Source organism: Duganella sp. 3397, assembly GCF_031456625.1.
Classification (GTDB): domain Bacteria; phylum Pseudomonadota; class Gammaproteobacteria; order Burkholderiales; family Burkholderiaceae_D; genus Rugamonas; species Rugamonas phyllosphaerae.
Genome location: NZ_JAVDVB010000003.1, coordinates 25252 through 43582 on the forward strand (window position 1 = coordinate 25252; position 18331 = coordinate 43582).

Consider the following 18331-nt stretch of genomic DNA (forward strand, 5'->3'; position numbering starts at 1 on the left):
CCAAAAACCACGTGTACCAGCAAAATCAAGCACTAACGGCCCCCAGCAGTGTTCAGCGGGCATTTCCAGGAAAACATATTGGTTGTGATATCAATATTGGGACGCCAGTAAAACTACGTATGCTGAATGTTGCATAGTACCAACACCGCTTACTGACCATTTACTGACCATTTCCTGGCCATAACTGTCCATTTACTGGCCGGGATGATAGCGGCGTTCGACATGGCGTTCCACGTCTTCGCGGTAGAACAATACCTGCTTGAACTCGCCCCTGGCGAACATCTCGGCCTGGTCGGCAAAATGCGGCGAAGCCGGATCGCCGCTCTGGCCGCCCACCAGGATGCTGCGCGCCTTCAGGCGTGGGCCGAATTCCACCACGGCCACAAAGCTGTTGCCGCGCTCGCCATAGATACGCTTGGTGGTCTGTTTCGACGTCATGCCGTATGCCGCGAGCGCACCCCAGTTGGCCGAAGCGTAAGGCATTGGCAGGCTGGGCTTGCTGTCGTCAAATGGCTGTACCAAGTCGCCGGTCAGACGCTGGAAGCGGTTGATCTCGCCCCACGGCGTTTGCCAGGTGCCGAAGTCGGCGCTGAGCTTGGCGGATGCGCGCACCAGCCCTTCGAGGCGCTGGCGCGGCGTCAGCGCGGCCTGGATGTAGTCGAGCACCAGCACTTCCCTGGCCTTGGCAACGGGACCGAAAGCGGCCGTCAAGTCCTGGGCCCAGTATATTGCCAGCGAGGTCGGCACCGAGTCCAGCGCGTACCGCATGTCCCAGCCGCGCAGCGCGGCAATTTGCGGCGCCAGCGCTGGCCGCAGTGGATCGTCGGCAGGCAGGTCGTCGTAAGCGGCGAACAGTTGCGGCAGCAGCGGCTCGAACGCCGGCAGCGCGGGGTCGTAGGCCGCCGCGATCAGGCTGTCGATGGTGAAATCCTTGCGGTTTTCCATCACCCGCACGGCGTGGATGCCGCGCGGGTTTTCCGGGTTCATCGACATATAGGCCGGGTAGTCGCTGGCCTTGGGGCTGTACGCACCGGCTGCCGTGTACGGCCAGTTGTTGGTGTTATAGATCCAGCCATTCTTCGGGTTGAAGAGGGTAATGGTTTCTTTTACCTCGTGCAGGCCCTGCCATTCGGTGGCCGGGTCGCTGCCATCGACCGGATGCTTGAAGTCGAACCTGGGATTGCGGCGCGGGATGAAATTGCCGTGGAAGTAGGCGATATTGCCGTCTGCATCCGCATAGACGGTGTTGTTCGAGGAGTTGGTGCGCAGCTCCATCGATTTGTAGAATTCCTGGTAGTTGCGCGCCTTGGTGCGCAGGAACGATTGCGTGAGCGCCTTGAGCGGCTCGTTCATCAGCTTCACGGCGATCCACTTGCCGTCCCTGGCCCGCACGATGGGGCCGTGGTGGCTGTAATACACCTTCACCGTCTTGCGGGCCATGCCGCCGGCGGTCTTGTACGGCAGCGCGATATCGACCGCCTTCAAAGGGCGTTGCTCGTTGCCGTACTGGTAGAAATACTGGCCATCCCTGTCGATGATGGTTTCCAGGTATTCGTCGATAACGTCGCCGCCACCGGACGTATGCATCCAGCCCACCCGGTCGTTAAAACCCTGGTACACGAAGAACTGGCCCCAGGTCACGGCGCCGTAGGCGTTCAGTCCTTGCCGGCTGTGCACCTGCACTTCGGGACGGAAATAGAACGACGTATGCGGGTTGATCATCAACAGCGCGTGGCCGTTTTTGGTGATCGCCGGTGCAATGGCAAACCCGTTGGAGCCGCCCGGCTCGTGGTCGAGGTCGCTGCCCTGATCGGCCAGCAGGATCGGCGCCATCATGGGATGGGCGCCGTGCTCGTACAGCGCTTCGAGCTGCTTGAGGTCGATGGTTTCGATATCGCCGCCGATGCTGCCTTCGCTGAAGGCAAGCGCCATCCATGGCTCGAAATGCGTGATCAGGTCGGGCTTGACGTCGGGATGGGTGGCCAGGTAGTAGTTCAGGCCGTCGGCAAAGGCGACCATCAGCTTTTTCAGCCACGCCGGGCTTTGCTGGTATTGCGCTTTGAGGAAGTCCGGGTTGATGAACAGCTTCATGCGCAGGTCGCGGTACAGCTCAGCCTCGCCTTCCACTTCGGCCAGGCGGCCGAGGGCGTTGATGTAGTTGCGTTCGACCCGGCGGAAATCGTCCTCGGCCTGGGCGTACAGCAGGCCGAACACGGCGTCGGCGTCGCTGTTGCCGTACACGTGGGGAATGCCCCATCGGTCGCGCAGAATGGTCACGCGCTTGGCCTGGGCCTGCATGCGGGCCAGGTCGGCGTCAGCGGGCGCTGCGGGAGCCGGAGCGGCCGCCAGCGCTGCATTGAGGGGAACAAAACACAACAAGGCCAGCGTGGCGCGCCATCGGTGCATCGGCAAACTCCGGATCAGGTGATTATCCTTGGGACGAACTCGATGCAAGTTCGGAAATACGCCGCTGCAACGCAGTAATTTCTTCGAGCAGCGCCGCGTTCTTTTCACGCAGCGCAGCGTTTTCGCGCCGCAACTCGTCCGCCTCGGTGGGATTGCGATTGTAATCGCGCTCGCCGTCCTCGCGCGCACCCTTGGCTTCCTTGGGCGGCTTGCCGGCGGTACGCAGATCGCGCACTTCCTTGGCGGCCTTTTGCAGTTCCTTCTTGCCTCCAGCCACGGCGGCGATCTGGGCGTCTTCCGGCAACGACGCCACGGTCGCGGCCGCGTTGATCGAAATCGTACCCGAGCGCACCGCTTCCACCAGCTCCGGCGTAGCGGTCTTCTGAATTTTTTCGATCTGGCTGATGGTGGCGCTCGACAGGCGCGCAGCGCGGGCGATGTCTTCGCGCGAGGTGAGCGGCATGGCAGCCGGCTTCGGCTTGGCTTCGCCGTCCGGCGGCGCGATGGCGGCGTCCTCCGCTGCCGCTTCGGCGGCCAGTTCCAAAGCACGGGCGCGGACGATTTCCTTCTTGCGCAGGGCCAGCACGCCGCGCTGGTAGTCGGAAATGCTGCGGCGCCCCAGGTTATTGTCGATCATCCACAGCTTGACGTCGTCGAGGTCGCGGAAACTGGTGTTTTCCACCGCCTTGAACGGAATGCCGTGCTCCTGGCAGATTTGATAACGGTTATGGCCGTCCACCAGCGTGTCCTGCCACAGGACCAGGGCGTCGCGGCAGCCCTCGGCCAGCACGCTGCGCTCGAGCGCCATGTACTCGGCCTCGGTCAGGGGCTCGATATAAGCGCGCAGCACGTCGTTAATTTTGATTTGCATGGTTTTCCTTGAAGTACCGGCGGCGGCAGGCAAAATGCGCCCGCCCGCTGCGCCATCCGACATGCTACACCATCCGGGCGGTGCGGCAAAAGGTCGGCTTCACGTTGGAAAATCATAAATGGTGCAGTGCAGCTAAGACTGGCTTAAGAATTACTATTTACCATTCTCAGCAGTCAAACATGCTTTCTCCAGCTATTGACCAAAGCCCCGGGTGGTTGCTGCTACCACGGGGCTTTTCCTATTCAATCACAGTTATTTGGCGGCAACTTCCGGCATCGCCGACGAATGGTGATTCAGGATTTTCCAGTCGCCACCCACCTTTTTGTACACATAGGTGTAACGCGCCTGCACGTCACGCGGCTTGCCGTCCACTGTCAGGCGAAACGTGTACACACCGGTGTCGAGTGCCGAATCGCTGCCCAGCATGCGGATCTGGCGCATATTGATCGTGCCGACCGGCTTCATCTTGAGAAACTTGACGAAATAGTCCTCGATGGCGGCTGGCGTGGTGCGCACTTCGTTCGACACGGTCGGCTCCAGCACGCCGTCCCTGGCGTACAGGCTGGCGACCTTGGCGGCGTCGCCGGTGGCCAGGGTGGCGTTCCAGCGGTCGAACAGGGCGGCGATTTCCGCTTCCTGGGCGTTGGCCGGGGCGGTGACGACGCCCGTATAAAACTTCGGTGCAATATCGGCAACAGCGAAGGTGGTCGATGCGGCGAGGGCGAGGGCGATCAGGACTTTTTTCATTATGTGCTCCGTGTAGTTGAGGATCATCGGCGGTCGGTGACTGCCAATGAATCCAGTATCGCGGTCGTAGGCGCTTTGAAAATCTGCCGGCCGGGGGTTGCGGCATATGCCGGGTGGCATATACACTGCGTATCCTCACATGAAACTGGTTGCATGCAATGAATTCTCCTTCTGCGTCTCCTTCTGCCGGCGACAGCGCCCACGCCGTCCGCACCCGTTACCGCCAGAGCGAAAGCAGCGCCGCGCGCTGGCGCCTGCTCACCGACGCTGCCGGCGCGCTGGCCCAGGACGGCGCCCGTCCGTCCGCCCTCTCCACCGTGCTGGCCAAGACCCTGGCGTTTTTGTCGCTCGACGATGGCTTGCTGCTGGTACTCAAGGACGACGCGCTGCACGTGGCAGCCAGCCACGGCAACGTGCCGCCGGTGGGGGCACGGGTGGCGCACGCCATGGCGCTGCACACGGTGCTGCAGCCGGGACCGCTGGCGCCGCTGGTGCGCCAGGACGTGCCGAGCGGCCTGCGCATCGGCCGCGAGCAGCGCACCGGCCTCGAAGTGCTGGTGCCGCTATGCCTGGACGGCAAGCACCGCGGCATCCTGGCCCTGCTCTGCGCCGCCGCCGCACCGCCACCGCATCCCGACGACCTGCTCACGCTGCAGGCGCTGGCCACGCTGCTGGGCGCGGCATTGGCCAACAGCCAGGCGACGCCGCGCGTGGGCGCGGCGGAGGCCGCCGCCATCCTCAAGTCGCTTACCCCGCGCGAATTGCAGATCCTGGCCCTGCTGCCGCAAGGCTGGACCAACGCCGCCATGGGCGAGCACCTGGGCATTGCCGCCGGCACGGTCAAGGTGCACGTGGAACGCATCCTGCACAAGCTGGACCTGAACGACCGCACCCAGGCCGCCGTGCGCGCGGCCGACCTGGGACTGGGCTCATGAGTGCGTTCGCCCAACTGAATCCGCGCCACTGGTCGCTCGGCTTCAAGGGCGGCGCCATCATCGTCACCTCGCTGGCCCTGCTGGTGGGCTCGGCCGCGACCAGCTACACGCTCGAACGCAATACCGCCGCCGCCACTGCCGACATGCTGCGCACCATGCAGGCGCAAGCCGACATCCAGCGCCTGCACACCCAGATCGCCGAAGCGGCCACCGGCGTGCGCGGCTACCTGCTCACCGGCCGCGACGATTTCCTGGTGCCCTACCACACCGCTGCCGAGCAACTGCCGGCCACCCTGGCCAGCCTGCAGGCGCGCGCGGTCGATCCCGAACAGCTGGCCAGCCTGGCGCGCATCACGCCGCTGCTGCGCCGCAAGCTCGCCAGCCTGAACCTGATGCGGGGCCAGCGCAACGCCAGCGCGGCGGAGTTGCAGGCCCACCTGGCCAGCAGCAAGCAGATCCTCGACCAGTTGCGCACCGAGATTGCCGTGATGAACCTGCGCGAGGCGGCCCTGGTCGAGCAGCGCACGCTGGCCTTGCAACATGCCTCGAACCGCAACCTGTGGATGGCCATGATCGTGATCGGCGCCGGCATGGCCGGGGCGATGGCCACGCTCACCTTTACCCTCGGGCTGGTGCGGCGCGTGCGGCTGGCGGCCGAAAATGCCGAACGGCTGTCCAACGACCTGCCGCTCAAACCCACGCCGTCCACCACCGACGAGCTGGGCCAACTGGCCGACCGGCTGCACCAGGCCAGTGTGCTGCTGGCTGGACGCGCCTCCGCCGCGCAGGCGGCCAGCCGCGCCAAGACCGAATTTTTGGCACGCACCAGCCACGAGCTGCGCACCCCGCTCAACGCCATTCTCGGCTATGCGCAACTGCTGGAAGCGGGCTTGCGCGAGCCGCGCGAGCGCGAACATGCCGAGCACATCCGCCAGGCCGGCCAGCACCTGCTGGCACTGATCAACGAGGTGCTCGACATCGGCCGCATCGAAGCAGGGAAGCTGACGCTGGCGTGCGTGCCGGTGGCGCTGGCGCCGCTGCTGGACGAGGCGATGATGTTGATGGCGCCGCTGGCGCGCCAGCGCGGCGTGCAGCTGCGCCACGACCACGCCGGCCTCACGGCGGCCGTGCTGGCCGACCGCCAGCGCCTGCTGCAAGCGCTGCTCAACCTGCTGTCGAACGCGATCAAGTACGGACCGCGCGACGGCGTGGTGACGATTCACCTGGCAATCGACGACGAACTCGCGGCGATCCAGATTGATGACAACGGCCCCGGCATCACGGCGTCGTTGCGCACCCGCCTGTTCGCACCGTTCGACCGCCTGGGCGCCGAGCGCGGCAAGACCGAAGGCGCCGGACTGGGCCTAGCGGTGTCGAAGGCGCTGATGCAGGCGATGGGCGGCGACGTGGTGCTGCACGACAAAGCCGGGCCGGGCAGCCGCTTTACCTTGACCCTGCCGCTGGCCACCACAGCAGCCACCCAGGCCGCCGCCGGGGCCGATGCGCAGGCACAGGCCGACCAGCCGGCGCCCGCACCGGCGCTGCCGCCGGCCAGCGTCAGCACCCACCACCTGCTGTGCGTGGAAGCCGATCCGGCCACCCGCATCCTGGTGGCCACCCTGGCCCAGCGCCGGCCGCACTGGCGCGTGACCGCCGTACCCGATGCCGCCGAAGGCCTGCGGGTGGCGCAAACCGACCACCCCGACCTGCTGCTGCTGGCCGCCAACCTGGCTGGCGAGCCCTGGCTGACCTTGCCCACCGCCGTGGTGCTGCTGGGCAGCGACATCGACCACGCCGAGCATAGCTTGCCGCACCTGGCCAAACCGCTCGACATCCCGGCGTTCTTCGCCCTGCTCGACTCTACCGGACAATCCACATGATGGAAAACCAAGTACTCGCCTCGCGCATCCTGATCATCGACGACCAGCCCGCCAACTTGCGGCTGCTGGAAGACATGTTCATCGCCGAGGGCCTGACCCACGTGGTCGGCACCACCGACGCCCGCACCGCGCTCGACTTGTTTACCGCCTTCGATCCCGACCTGATCGTGCTCGACCTGATGATGCCCGACCTCGACGGCTATGCCGTGCTCGAGCGCTTGAAGCGGCGCGGCGATCCGTACGACTTCCGCCCGGTGCTGGTGATTACCGCCGACGCCACCGCGGAAGCCAAGCGGCGCGCGCTGTCGCTGGGCGCCAAGGACTTTCTGACCAAGCCGTTCGATACGCTGGAAGCGATGCTGCGCGTATGGAACCTGCTGGAAACCCGGGTACTGTACAAGCGCCTGCAAGCGCTGGCGCCGCAGCAGGAACTGGCGCCGCAGAGCTACCGGGGCCGCTTGCCGTGAACTGCTCTGCCTCCGGCGCCATGCTGCGTCGCAATAATTTATTCGCCACGGCGCACGCTTGAACTGACTTATCGCAAAATCCTGTGCTATTCTTGCTCTATAAACATCGCCCAAGCACGGTTACGGGCGGTTTGGTGCGATGCGCCAAACAAGTTCATCAAAGCGAGGTCATATGGCGCAATCACATAGTTACGCATACGCAGGCCACTACATCGTCTGCACGCCCAAACGCACGGCGGACAACGGTTATTACGCCTGTTTCCGCATCTACCGCGGCGGCTCGTCCGATGGCGACGTCGTCTACGAACAAGCGTATCCGCAGGCCGAATTCGGCAGTGCCGACGGCGCCAACCGCTATGCGGCGGAAATGGCGTCGTACTGGCTCGACCAGTGGCCCATCAAGGGCTCGTTTACCCGCAAGCGCGACGGCCGCGCCATCAGCTATCTCGGCACCTACAGCGTGGGCCATGGCGCCGACTGGAACGCCCGCGTGTATTGCGACGGCAATCTGATGGCCACGCCGGGCGGCGCGTTCCAGTACGACATCCTGCGCGACCCGAATATCTACCAGGCCGCCGAACACGTGATTCTCGCTGCCATCGATGGTGGCGCCAGCAAAGGTTCCTGATTTCCGGACGTTTGTCCTTACTTTTGGGCGCCTTGGCGGCACGCATCATACCAGTGCATTCTTCGCCGAAGACCGCCAAATACGCCCATAAATGATGCATTCCACGGCCAACATGGTGCATCTTATTTTGGTAACGTTGTATTTTTCAGACTTTTATTCGGGTTAATTGACACTGATTCCCTGGCTATGTTTTGATGAACTCATCAGTACCTTGTTGCAATGATTTATTTTTCGCAACAATTTACATGAGTGGTTCGCGTCGGCAAAACGCGGTTGTCAAAATAAAGGCTCTCGACTGAAGAGCTTAACCAAAGGGAATCAGATGTTGAAAAAAACTGTAGTGGCCCATGCGTTGTCGGTTGCCTTTATGGCCTCGGTAGTATCCACTGCCGCAGTGAACACTGCTTACGCGCAATCGACCACGGGTAGCGTGTCGGGCAAAGCCGTGAGTGGAACGGTCATTGTTGCCTCCAACCCTGCGATCGGCGCCAGCCGTTCCGTCACCGTTGGCAAAGATGGCATCTTCCAGTTGTCCCAGTTGCCAACGGGCGCTTACACGGTGAAGGCGACACTGCCAAACGGTACTGAGCAAACCGAAGCAGTGGTCGTCAACGCGGGCCAGGGCTCTACGGCCAATTTCAACGAAGTGGCCTCGGTCACCGTTTCCGGCTCACTCGTCTCGCGTATCGATTTCAAATCGCCGGAATCGAGCACCGTCCTGAGCAAGGCAGCGATCGACCGCATTCCTGTCGCCCGTGACGTCACCGCAGTTGCCCTGCTGGCGCCGGGCGCGACCCGTGGCGACAGCCGGATCGGCCAGACCGCGCTACGCGCTGGTAACGTGCCTTCGCTCGGCGGAGCCTCGCCGGCGGAAAACGTGTATTACATCAACGGCTTCAACGTCACCAATTCCCTCAACGGCGTAGCATTCAACCAGGTGCCGTTTGACGCCATCGGCACGCAAGAGGTAAAAACCGGCGGGTACGGTCCCGAATACGGCCGATCGCTGGGCGGCGTGTTGTCGGTGACCACCAAACGCGGTACCAACGAATGGAAGGGTGGCGTCAACGTCATGTACTCGCCCGAATCGCTGGAAGGCTCGGCGCTGTATCCAGTCAAGGGCACCGACGGCAAATGGCACAACGCCAAGCGTGCCGGCGGCACCGACGACCTGCAGGCCAACGTCTGGTTGGGCGGCCCAGTCATCAAGGACAAGCTGTTCATCTTCGGACTGGTGCAGGGTGCCGATATCGAACGCAAAACCTACGATTCGTCGCAGCAGGATGTGACCACATCCAAGTCACCGAAATACCTGCTCAAAGCCGACTGGAACATCAACGACAGCAATACTTTGGAATTGACCGCCTTCAGCGACAAGGCCAAGGACAAGGTCGATACCTGGAAGTCGCCCAACCAGTACGGCGAACAGAAGGGCGACTTCAAGGGCCATGACGATTACACGACGGGCGGCGAGAACTATATCGCCAAGTACACCTCGTGGCTGACCGATAACTTCACCGTGTCCGGTATCTACGGCGTGGGTCGCTACAACCGCAAATCCAACATTTCGACTGCCGACTGCCCCTACATTACCGATCGCCGTGTTTCGCCAGTGCTCCAGTATGGCTGCGCCACCACGACCTCGATTGACGATCCGAATGCCAACGATGAGCGCAAGGCATTCCGCCTCGACGCCGAGTGGACCATCGGCGACCATGGCCTGCGTTTCGGCATGGACAACGAGAAATACAAAGTGGTGAACGGCACCTTCTATCCTGGCGCCGACAACTATCGCGTCACCACGCTGGCCTCAGGCGGCACCCTGGCTGGCGGCTACACCAACAACACCGGCGCCTCGCAGGACATCGTGACCGTACGTCGCTTCATTAACGGCGGTGCGTTTGAAACTGAAAATTCGGCCTACTACATCGAAGACAACTGGCAAGTGACGAAGAACGTCGTCGCCTCGCTCGGCGTGCGTAACGAATCGTTTACCAACAAGAATGCCAGTGGCGCAACCTTCATCGAAGTCAAGAATACCTGGGCCCCGCGCCTGGGGTTGACCTGGGACGTCAGCGGCAATGCCGAGACCAAGGTCTTCGCCAACGCCGGTCGTTACTACATTCCGGTGATGTCGAACACCAACGTGCGTCTGGCCGGTGCCGAAACCGACTACACCGACGTGTACGCTTTCAACGGCAGCTTTGCCAACGACCGCCTCGGCCTGCCAGCCATGGGCGCCAAGCTTGGCAACACCGTCGTCTCCGGCGACGGCACCGCCGGCGATCCACGTTCGGTCGTGGACCCGAACATCAAGCCCATGTACCAGGACGAGTACATCGTCGGTATCCAGCGAGCGCTGGCCAACCGTTGGGTCGTCGGCGGCAAGCTCACCTATCGCAAGCTGAAACGCGTGATGGACGATATGTGTAACGGTCCCGGCGCGGAACAGTGGGCCGCAGCCAACGGCTACAGCGCCGGCCAGGCGGCGACCATCGGCAGCACCGTCGACCACTGCTTCCTGTACAACCCGGGTGGCGACCTGACCGCGAACGTCGATTTCGACGATGGCAAGGGCTTTACCCGCGTGGTCATCCCTTCTTCGGCGCTGGGTTTCCCGAAACCTGAACGGACCTTCAAGGCCCTTGAACTGACCTTCGAGCGTCCATGGGACGGCAAATGGTCGCTGCAGGGTTCGTACGTCATGGCCTTTAGCAAGGGCAATACCGAAGGCTACGTCAAGTCCGACATCGGCCAGGATGACGCCGGCATCAGCCAGGACTGGGACTTCCCGGGCCTGATGGAAGGATCGAACGGCTACCTGCCCAACGATCGCCGTCACACCTTCAAGATCTTCGGCGCCTACCAGCTGGCCGACGAGTGGCGCGTAGGCAGCAATATCGTTGTGCAGTCGGGCCGTCCGAAAAACTGCCTGGGCGTGTACAACGGCACCCTCGATGAAGTCTCGGTCGACTACGGCTCGTCGTCGTTCTATTGCAACGGCGTGCTGAAACCTCGCGGCTCGCAAGGCCGCCTGGCCTGGACTACCGAGGTGGGCGTGCAGGCAACTTATCAGCCCAAGTGGCAGAAAGGCCTGAGCTTCCAGGTCGACGTACTGAACCTGTTCAACGAACGCACCACCACCGCGATCGACGAGCAGGCAGAAGCTGCTGCAGTGGGTTCCGTCAGCGCCACCTATATGCGCCCGGTCTCGTACCAGGGCGCCCGCAAGGTCCGCTTCACGGCAGCATACGAGTTCTAAGCTGACGCCACAGGCGCTCGATCAGCCTGACTATGCCGCCCGTCGCAAGACCGGGCGGCATTTTTTTCCACACCGGCATGGCGCTTCGATTAGGATGCAGCATCACCGACTTCCGATTACCCCTCATGACACCTACCCGCGCCACCGCAGTTTCCGCCCTGCTTGCCGCCCTGCTCTGTGCCGGCGCGGCCTGCGCCCAGGGCTTCGAAGTTGCTGTCACGGTTGACGACCTGCCCGCCCACGGCCAACTGCCGCCCGGCGTGACGCGCCTGGGCATCGCCGAATCGACCCTGCATACCTTTCAACAGCACGGCGTGACCGAAGCGTTCGGGTTTGTCAACGCCGGCAAATTGGCCGGGGCCGATGCTGCCGACGAGGCCAAGGTGCTCGACGCCTGGCGCGCCGCCGGCCACCCGCTGGGCAACCACACCGCCACCCACCTCGGCCTGTCGACGGCGCCGTCGCTGGCGGCCTGGCAGGCCGACGTCGAAGCCGGCGAAGCGGCCGTGGCGCAGCGCATGCAGGGCGCCGACTGGCGCTACCTGCGGTTACCATTCCTCGACGGCGGCGGCGAACGCTGGCCGGCAGCGCTGGCCTACCTGCGCGCACGCGGCTACCGCGTGGCCGATGTCAGCATCTCGTTCGATGACTGGGCCTATACCGATGCCTATGCACGCTGCGTGGCCAGCGGCGATGAGGCCACCATATCCGCGATGAAGAACCAGTACCTGGCGGCGGTCGATGCCGGTATCGCCAGGATGCAGGCCCACTCGCAGCGCGTGTATGGCCGCGTGATTGCGCAAGTGCTGCTGACCCACCTGGGCGGCTGGAGCGCAGTGACCCTCCCCGACGTGCTGCAACGGCTGGACCGGGCTGGCGCCCGCTACGTCTCGCTGGAAAAAGCCCAGTCCGATCCAGCATATGCCGAGCCCGCAGGCGGCACCGTGATCGAGCGTACGGCGCGGCGCCGGGGCATCCGGCTCGGTGAGGCGGCGCCAGTGGCCAGCCGCATCGATCCTGATACCGTATGCCGCGAACGGGAGCACCAGGAGCCTGTTCCATCAGGAAAGAAGTGATACAACCGACCGCTGACTAGTCCTACAAGGAGGCCGCAAGCGCGCCGATAGCGCACGGACTGAGGAATGCTTACGATGTAGCTTGTTTGTCACCACAAGGAGCTCAACATGAAACAGCATCACGCACCAGCCAAGTTCGTCTTCGCCTTGATCCTGACCGCCGCCGCTGTTACCGGTTGCAAGAAGCAGGAAGTCGATCCGCCAGCACCTGAAGTTGTAGCACCACCGGCCAACACGGCGCCGACCGGCTCGCCGCCAGCAGACACGACCATGCCACCGCCAGCGACCACGCCGCCGGCTGACGGCATGGCAACCCCACCGGCAGGCGGCACCACGCCACCGGGCGGCACCACGCCAGACCCGGCAGCGCCGCCACCAGCGCGTTAAGCGGTCGGCCGCACTATGGTTAGTGGCATGCTGCCGCACGGTTAGTCGTCAGCGCATGATCCGTCATCCCCGCGAAGGCGGGGATCCATAGAACCCCAGGTTCGCTCAACGGTCAATTGATCTTTACCACAGATCAACCGTTCCATGGATCCCCGCCTGCGCGGGGATGACGGCTTTTGGGCTAACGGTTACGGTCAGCACCGCGCGTTGCCCCGCCCTCACCGCACGCGGCATCGGCATCGGCATCGGCATCGGCATCAAAATCTACATCGGCATCAGCATCGGCAACGGCATCGGCATCGGCATCGGCATCAGCATCAGCATCAGCATCAGCATCAGCATATCAACGCACACTCCACATCATCCATCCGAGTTCGGCGCCATGCTGTTATCCGGATACGTCCCAAAATGATTGGCCTGCTGGATTACCGCTTGCGCCCACGCGCGATGCGTAGCCACTTCGCACATCGAGTTGCCCATCTTGAATACCGCCGGACTGTCCTCTTCCATGATCTTCTCCGCGGCCGCCACGTCGGTCGGCTGTACCCGGTAGTGCATTTCGATCAGCGACAGCTGGTAAGGGTGTATCGCGGTCTTGCCTACCAGGCCGTGCGCCAGGTCTTCCTGCACTTCCATATCGAGCAAGGCATCCTGGTCCAGGTGTTCGAACACCGGCGCCGTCAGGCGGAAACCGTACGGCGCAAACGTGGTCACCAGGCGCGCGATCACCGAGCCGAGCGGAGTGCGGTAGATCGTCATGTTGCGCGGCCGGCGGATGCCCAGCAGCGCCAGCAAATCGTTGCCGCCGATGCGCAGCGCCAGGATTCTTCCCACCACGCCAGGCGCACGCAACAGGTCGCGGAAGGCGATCATCTCGCGCTCGTCGAACACCTCGGCCGTCTCCAGCGTGGGCATCAGCAGGTGCCCGGTCTGGCGCACCAGCTTGAAGTAGGCATCGAAATTCTCGCGCGTGGCTTTCGGGATCACGAAGCCGGTCAAATGTTCCACGCCCTTCATCGCCAGCACGCGCTCGAGCACTTCGGGATTGCGCACCCGCACGAAACGGTCGAGCACGCCCACCGGGTCCATGTTTTCCAGCATCATCGACAGATTGAACAGCGCGTAGCTTAATTCCCTGTCGGCCACCGCGTCTTCGGTGCAAAAGATCACCGAGCGCAGCTTGGGCAACTTGACGCCATTGGCAATTTCCAGCAAATCCTTGTGGGTGGTCGGCACATACAGCGATGCGCCCATCGGCTTGTTCACCGTCCAGTTAGCCATCGAGTGCACTCCTGATAAGCGATACTGCCTGGTAAGGCAGCGATTGGTCGATAATGACCGGCACATTTTTTTCCTGTGCCAGCAGGGTCAGGTGGCGTACGTCGGCGGCGCCCGGATCGCGCACCAGCAGCAGGCGCGGCACCCGGCGCAGCAGCACCCGCGTGGCTTCGCCGATGCCCGGCTTGATCAGGTTGACGTCGGCAACGTCATATTCCTGTTGCAGGCGCGCCAGGCAAGCGGTTGACATAGCCGCTGCCGCTGCCCGGTCCAGCGCTGCGACCGGCGGAATGACGACGGGCCGCCCCTGGGTTGCCGCCGGCAGCAGGGCGACGGTCAACGCCAGTGTCGCGGCCGGCGGTGCTGCATCGATCAATGCCAGCGCAGCGGCGGTCGCCGCATCGACAAAGCTGCGCGAGCGGTCGTGCGGCGCGAACTGTTCATAATAGACGCAGCCGTGCAATTGGTCCGGCGCGCCCACCACGGTGCGGCTCACCAGCCCGGAGACGGTGGCGTTCAAGATGCTCGACGGGATCAGGTAGTCGGCCTCGCTGGCAGCGCAGGCGGCCGAACCGGCCAGGTCCGACAGCACGTACAGGCCGCTGTCGATGGCGGTGCCATGCGCAAGATCGAACGCCGCCACCGACTGCGCCAGTTCGCGCGAGATCACGCCCTTGCCGGTCCAGCCGTCGATGAACACGATGGACTCGGGCGCGTGGTGCTGCACGATATGGCGCAGCGCCACCGCGTCGATGCCGCGGTCTCGTGCGATCGATACCGAATAATGCACTGCGGCGCGCCCGAACCGTTGCGCCAGCAGGCGCTTGACGATCACGCCCACGGGCGTGCCGGCCCGCGCCAAGGACACCACGGTCACGTCACCGGTGCGACGGGCCGCAATCATGCCGGTCAATACCAGGCAATCGCGCGCCATCTGCGCCAGGTTGGCCGCACAGGCGTCGTCGAACACCTGCAGGTAGCGCTGCGACGGCAGCGACTCGGGCGAGAGCATTTCGCTGTAATGCTTGCGGCCGGACTGGATCAGCGCTTCCTTGTCGGCCACGCTGGTGAACTGCTGCGCCGGCAGCTGGCGCAGCAGGAACTGCACGTCGTCGGCGGCATAGCTGCCGGAGAATGGAACGATGGTCATAACGCCGCCACCGTCAATGCCGCCAACTGGGTATTACTGGGGATGATGGCGTAATCGCAGGCCGCCATGAAGCGGGCGTCGGACTTGCTGTCGCCCATGCCCATGGTCATGATCTCGCCATGCTCGGCGCGCAGCAGGCGCGTGACGTACTCCACCGCCACCGCCTTGTCGAGCGTGCGCGGCAGAACGGCCAGGTTGTTGCCGTTGCGATGCACGTAGAAGCCGCAGCCCAGGCCACTACCCTGGCCGGCAAGCCACGGCGCCAGCGCCTCGTGCTCGATCGGCGCCAGCCGTGCGGCCAGCTTGTCCACGTCCTTGATCAAGGTATAAAACGGCAAGCCGCCGTCTTCCACCACGCGCGCGCGCGAGGCCAGGCCCTGCTCGTCACAGTACGCGTTGATCACGGCCGCCGCATCGCTCAGGCCCGGCAGTGCGGTGGTCATGTCGGCGCGCATCTGCGCCATCCAGGCCGGGTCGGGCTCGTTGTCGGGGCCGAGGATCAGGCCGCCGAAATTGAGGATCTTGTAGCTATTGAAGGGCAGATCGACGCGGCCGAACGCATCGAGGTGGCGCGCGGTGGCCGGGATCAGCGTGGTGGCCGGGTCCATCAGCGACAAGAAGGCGCGCTGGCGCGCAGTCGTGTAGGAGCACACCGACCGGTCCGAATAATAGGCGGCCGGATGCAGGTCAGACTGGCTGGCGCATTTGCCCAGGGTACTGAACAAGGTATCGTCCAGGTCAACGAACAGGAATTTCTTCAACCAGCTTCTCCGACTTGAAATGGAACAGGCGCGCGCCCAGTTGATCGGCCAGCTCGTACAGTGCGGCCGTAGGCGGCGTTTCGTGGCAGACCAGCACGTGGTCGTACTGGCCCGGCGCGACGTTATAGATGAAGTTGGCCACGCCTTCGCCGTAGTTGTCGGGGAAGGTGACTGCACTGGCCACCGTGCCCCACACCAGGATCGGCGAACGGGTGGTCGATTGCACCACCACGTCGGCGCCCTGGTCTTCGAGCGCGCGGCCCAGCAGGTAAGCCGGGTGCATGAACTCGCCGGTGCCGAGCACCAGCACGCGCTGGCCCGGCTGCACCTGGTGCACCAGGCCGGCCGCCAGACCGGGCGGCAACGCCAGCGCGTGGTCCACCGCCAGCCGGCCGAACCCTGCGCTGGCGCCACGGTCGGCGCTGGCGTCGTAACGCTGGGCCGGCGCGGCGCCACTGTCGAGCTGGCCGGCCTCGAACGTGTACGCGCCCTCCAGTGCGGCGCTGTGCGTGACCGGCACGCCGAAGCGGCCCAGCAATTTGGCCGTACCCGCTTCGCCCATGAAATTGGTGATCGTCACCAGGTGCACGTGCTCGATGGCGGGCGCCACCGCGCGGCAAGCCGCCGCCAGGTTGACGAAGGTGTTGCCGGTACTGGCCTCGTCATCGACCAGCACGATGGAACGGGCCTGGGCAAATTTTTCGGCCAGCGCCGCATCCTGCGGCATGTGCAGGAACTGGCGCGGCGCGTGGCTGTGCGCTTCCTCGAATTCGATCAGCGGTCCGTCGCCCACGCGGTAGCGCGTGGTGTGCAGGAACAGCGCTTCGCGGCCGACATCCTGTTCCAGCCAGGCCTCGAACACGCCCTGCCCCAGCCCGACGGCGGTCTCCGCCATGGCGATGAATAGCACCGGCCCCGGCAGGGCCAGGGGCAAGCCTCGCGCCAATGAATGGTGCAAGGCGCGCATGGCGCTTGGCCGCACCGGCCAGTGCTTGCCCAGCACCTTGCTCACGAACAGGAAGCCGCGCTTGGCGTTGGCGCGGGCGGCAAAGCCCACCAGGGCATCGAGGGGATACGCGCCAGCGTGCGCAGTGACAGTGACGGTGAGCTTGCCGGTTGGCAGGTCCACCACGCGCTCGGTGGCCTGGCCGGCAAACGCGACCGCCAGGGTTTCAGCCAGCCGCTCCATTACAGCGCCATGGCGATCGAGACTTCGGTCACGCGCGCGCCATTGCGCACCGGCGCGATCTCGACATGCTCGAATCCGCGGTCGAAACCGGCCAGCGCGATGTACGGCAGGTTGGGCCCGGCCGCGCACGCCATGCTGATGCCGCCGGACATGCGCGGATTGATTTCCAGCAGGCGCGGCTGCCCGCCGGTTTCGCGGAACTGCACGTTGAAGCAGCCGTTCAGGCCATAATTTTCAGTCAGCGTGGCGCACGCGGCCAAAATATCGGCGTGCATGTCGACGCGCTGCCCGGTGGCGGCCGACGATTGCGGCTTCTTGCGCGGCACGGCCACGATCAGCTTGCCGTTGTCGCCCACGCAATCGACACTGTACTCGCGCCCTTCCAGGTATTCCATCACCAGCATGGTGCGGAACTCGGGCAGCAGCGCCAGCCCGGCGCGCAGGTCGGCCAGGCCGATGGTGTACTGCACGCCGGCGATCAGCAGTTCGGCGCAGCTGCGCTGTTCGTCGATCAGGGCAAAGCCCAGGCCGTAGATCGATTGCGACGGCTTGATGCACAGCTTGTTGTAGCGGCCACGCAGCTCGGTCCAGGCGGCGTCGAACTCGGCCAGCGTGTGAACCGCGATCGCTTGCGGTGGCGGCGCCTGCGGGCACGCGACCGTGGCATAGAAACGCGCCTTGTCGTGCAGCAGTTGCAGGTTATCGGCTGAAGCGGCCGCGTGCACCCGCACACCGATCTCGGCGAAGCTGTCGTTGGCAGCCATGATCAGGCGCGCTTCCTTGCCGGTGACAAAGATATTGACCGCATGCTGGCGGCAGAAGTCCAGGCACCATGCGACGTATTCATCGCCCTTGAGGCCGGCGGGTTCGAGTTCGAACTGGTGCGCGACCTGGCCGGCGGTGGCGGGCGCCACGTGCGAGTAGATCAGGTGATAACGCTGTTCCCGGTCCGCCTCGCGGATCAGGCTGATTGCGGTATAGACCGACGAAAAGGCACGATTGAACCATACGCGCTGCACTGAATCACTGACCACTTGCACTCCTGTTATATGTAATGTCGACTCCCATACGGCAAGTTGCGGCCGCGCCAACAGTATCCGGTTTGAAATTAAGGGAAACTTAATCTTATCAGTCTTGTTTGACGTTCCGGAGACAAACCGCGCGAATTTGCACGGGGAGGATTTATTTTCCAAATCACATCATTACCCCATTCCAGGCCCTAGGCGAAAGGTTGAAAAGTGGCTAAGCTTTGAGGTTGCACACGATTGATCAATTCATGGATTTAGATCAATTG

Annotated in this window: 16 protein-coding genes; 8 read left to right on the forward strand and 8 right to left on the reverse strand. The window is 63.8% G+C overall.

Annotated elements, in window-relative coordinates:
* Positions 1–192: 192 nt before the first annotated feature.
* From J2X54_RS08835 to J2X54_RS08845, 3 genes are all read right to left on the reverse strand, one after another.
* Entirely contained in the window at positions 193–2406 is a 2214-nt protein-coding gene (locus J2X54_RS08835) for a penicillin acylase family protein (protein WP_310179890.1), read from the reverse strand.
* Positions 2407–2428: 22 nt separating this feature from the next.
* On the reverse strand, positions 2429–3277 hold the full coding sequence (locus J2X54_RS08840; protein WP_070250049.1) for a hypothetical protein: 849 nt from the start codon (positions 3275–3277) through the stop codon (positions 2429–2431).
* A gap of 252 nt (positions 3278–3529) precedes the next feature.
* Positions 3530–4024, reverse strand: coding sequence for an SgcJ/EcaC family oxidoreductase (locus tag J2X54_RS08845; protein ID WP_084640795.1), 495 nt, complete (start codon positions 4022–4024; stop codon positions 3530–3532).
* A 158-nt stretch (positions 4025–4182) separates the two neighbouring features.
* On the opposite strand from J2X54_RS08845, the gene J2X54_RS08850 reads away from it, so the two are divergent.
* From J2X54_RS08850 to J2X54_RS08885, 8 genes are all read left to right on the forward strand, one after another.
* Positions 4183–4959, forward strand: a complete 777-nt coding sequence (locus J2X54_RS08850) for a LuxR C-terminal-related transcriptional regulator (protein ID WP_310179891.1) — start codon at positions 4183–4185, stop codon at positions 4957–4959.
* Positions 4956–6839, forward strand: a complete 1884-nt coding sequence (locus J2X54_RS08855; RefSeq protein WP_310179892.1) for an ATP-binding protein — start codon at positions 4956–4958, stop codon at positions 6837–6839. Before J2X54_RS08850 ends, J2X54_RS08855 begins: the two co-directional genes overlap by 4 nt.
* Positions 6836–7306: a response regulator gene (locus J2X54_RS08860; protein ID WP_070250054.1), complete on the forward strand. Its 471-nt coding sequence runs from the start codon at positions 6836–6838 to the stop codon at positions 7304–7306. The genes J2X54_RS08855 and J2X54_RS08860 overlap by 4 nt, the downstream gene beginning before the upstream one ends.
* 172 nt (positions 7307–7478) lie before the next feature.
* A complete protein-coding gene (locus tag J2X54_RS08865) occupies positions 7479–7934 on the forward strand; it encodes a hypothetical protein (protein ID WP_310179895.1) in 456 nt (151 codons plus the stop codon).
* 322 nt (positions 7935–8256) lie between these two features.
* On the forward strand, positions 8257–11196 hold the full coding sequence (locus J2X54_RS08870) for a TonB-dependent receptor (RefSeq protein ID WP_310179896.1): 2940 nt from the start codon (positions 8257–8259) through the stop codon (positions 11194–11196).
* A gap of 125 nt (positions 11197–11321) precedes the next feature.
* Positions 11322–12272 carry a polysaccharide deacetylase family protein gene (locus tag J2X54_RS08875; RefSeq protein WP_310179897.1) on the forward strand — a complete coding sequence of 317 codons (951 nt, stop codon included), beginning with the start codon at positions 11322–11324 and terminating at the stop codon, positions 12270–12272.
* A gap of 108 nt (positions 12273–12380) precedes the next feature.
* The gene (locus J2X54_RS08880; RefSeq protein WP_070250069.1) at positions 12381–12659 is read left to right on the forward strand and encodes a hypothetical protein; all 279 of its coding nucleotides are present in this window, start codon (positions 12381–12383) and stop codon (positions 12657–12659) included.
* A gap of 166 nt (positions 12660–12825) precedes the next feature.
* Complete coding sequence (locus J2X54_RS08885) at positions 12826–13071, forward strand: hypothetical protein (protein WP_310179898.1); 246 nt, start codon at positions 12826–12828, stop codon at positions 13069–13071.
* Here the strand turns inward: J2X54_RS08885 and J2X54_RS08890 are convergent.
* The 5 genes from J2X54_RS08890 to J2X54_RS08910 are packed head-to-tail and all read right to left on the reverse strand — an operon-like array spanning position 13020 to position 18071.
* A complete protein-coding gene (locus tag J2X54_RS08890; protein ID WP_310179899.1) occupies positions 13020–13940 on the reverse strand; it encodes an HpcH/HpaI aldolase/citrate lyase family protein in 921 nt (306 codons plus the stop codon). The genes J2X54_RS08885 and J2X54_RS08890 overlap by 52 nt on opposite strands.
* Positions 13933–15087 carry a cysteine protease StiP domain-containing protein gene (locus J2X54_RS08895; RefSeq protein ID WP_310179900.1) on the reverse strand — a complete coding sequence of 385 codons (1155 nt, stop codon included), beginning with the start codon at positions 15085–15087 and terminating at the stop codon, positions 13933–13935. The genes J2X54_RS08890 and J2X54_RS08895 overlap by 8 nt, the downstream gene beginning before the upstream one ends.
* A complete protein-coding gene (locus J2X54_RS08900) occupies positions 15084–15848 on the reverse strand; it encodes a hypothetical protein (protein ID WP_310179901.1) in 765 nt (254 codons plus the stop codon). The genes J2X54_RS08895 and J2X54_RS08900 overlap by 4 nt, the downstream gene beginning before the upstream one ends.
* Positions 15826–17037, reverse strand: a complete 1212-nt coding sequence (locus tag J2X54_RS08905) for a phosphoribosyltransferase domain-containing protein (protein ID WP_310179902.1) — start codon at positions 17035–17037, stop codon at positions 15826–15828. Before J2X54_RS08905 ends, J2X54_RS08900 begins: the two co-directional genes overlap by 23 nt.
* A complete protein-coding gene (locus tag J2X54_RS08910; protein WP_310179903.1) occupies positions 17037–18071 on the reverse strand; it encodes an ATP-grasp domain-containing protein in 1035 nt (344 codons plus the stop codon). Before J2X54_RS08910 ends, J2X54_RS08905 begins: the two co-directional genes overlap by 1 nt.
* Positions 18072–18331 lie beyond the last annotated feature (260 nt).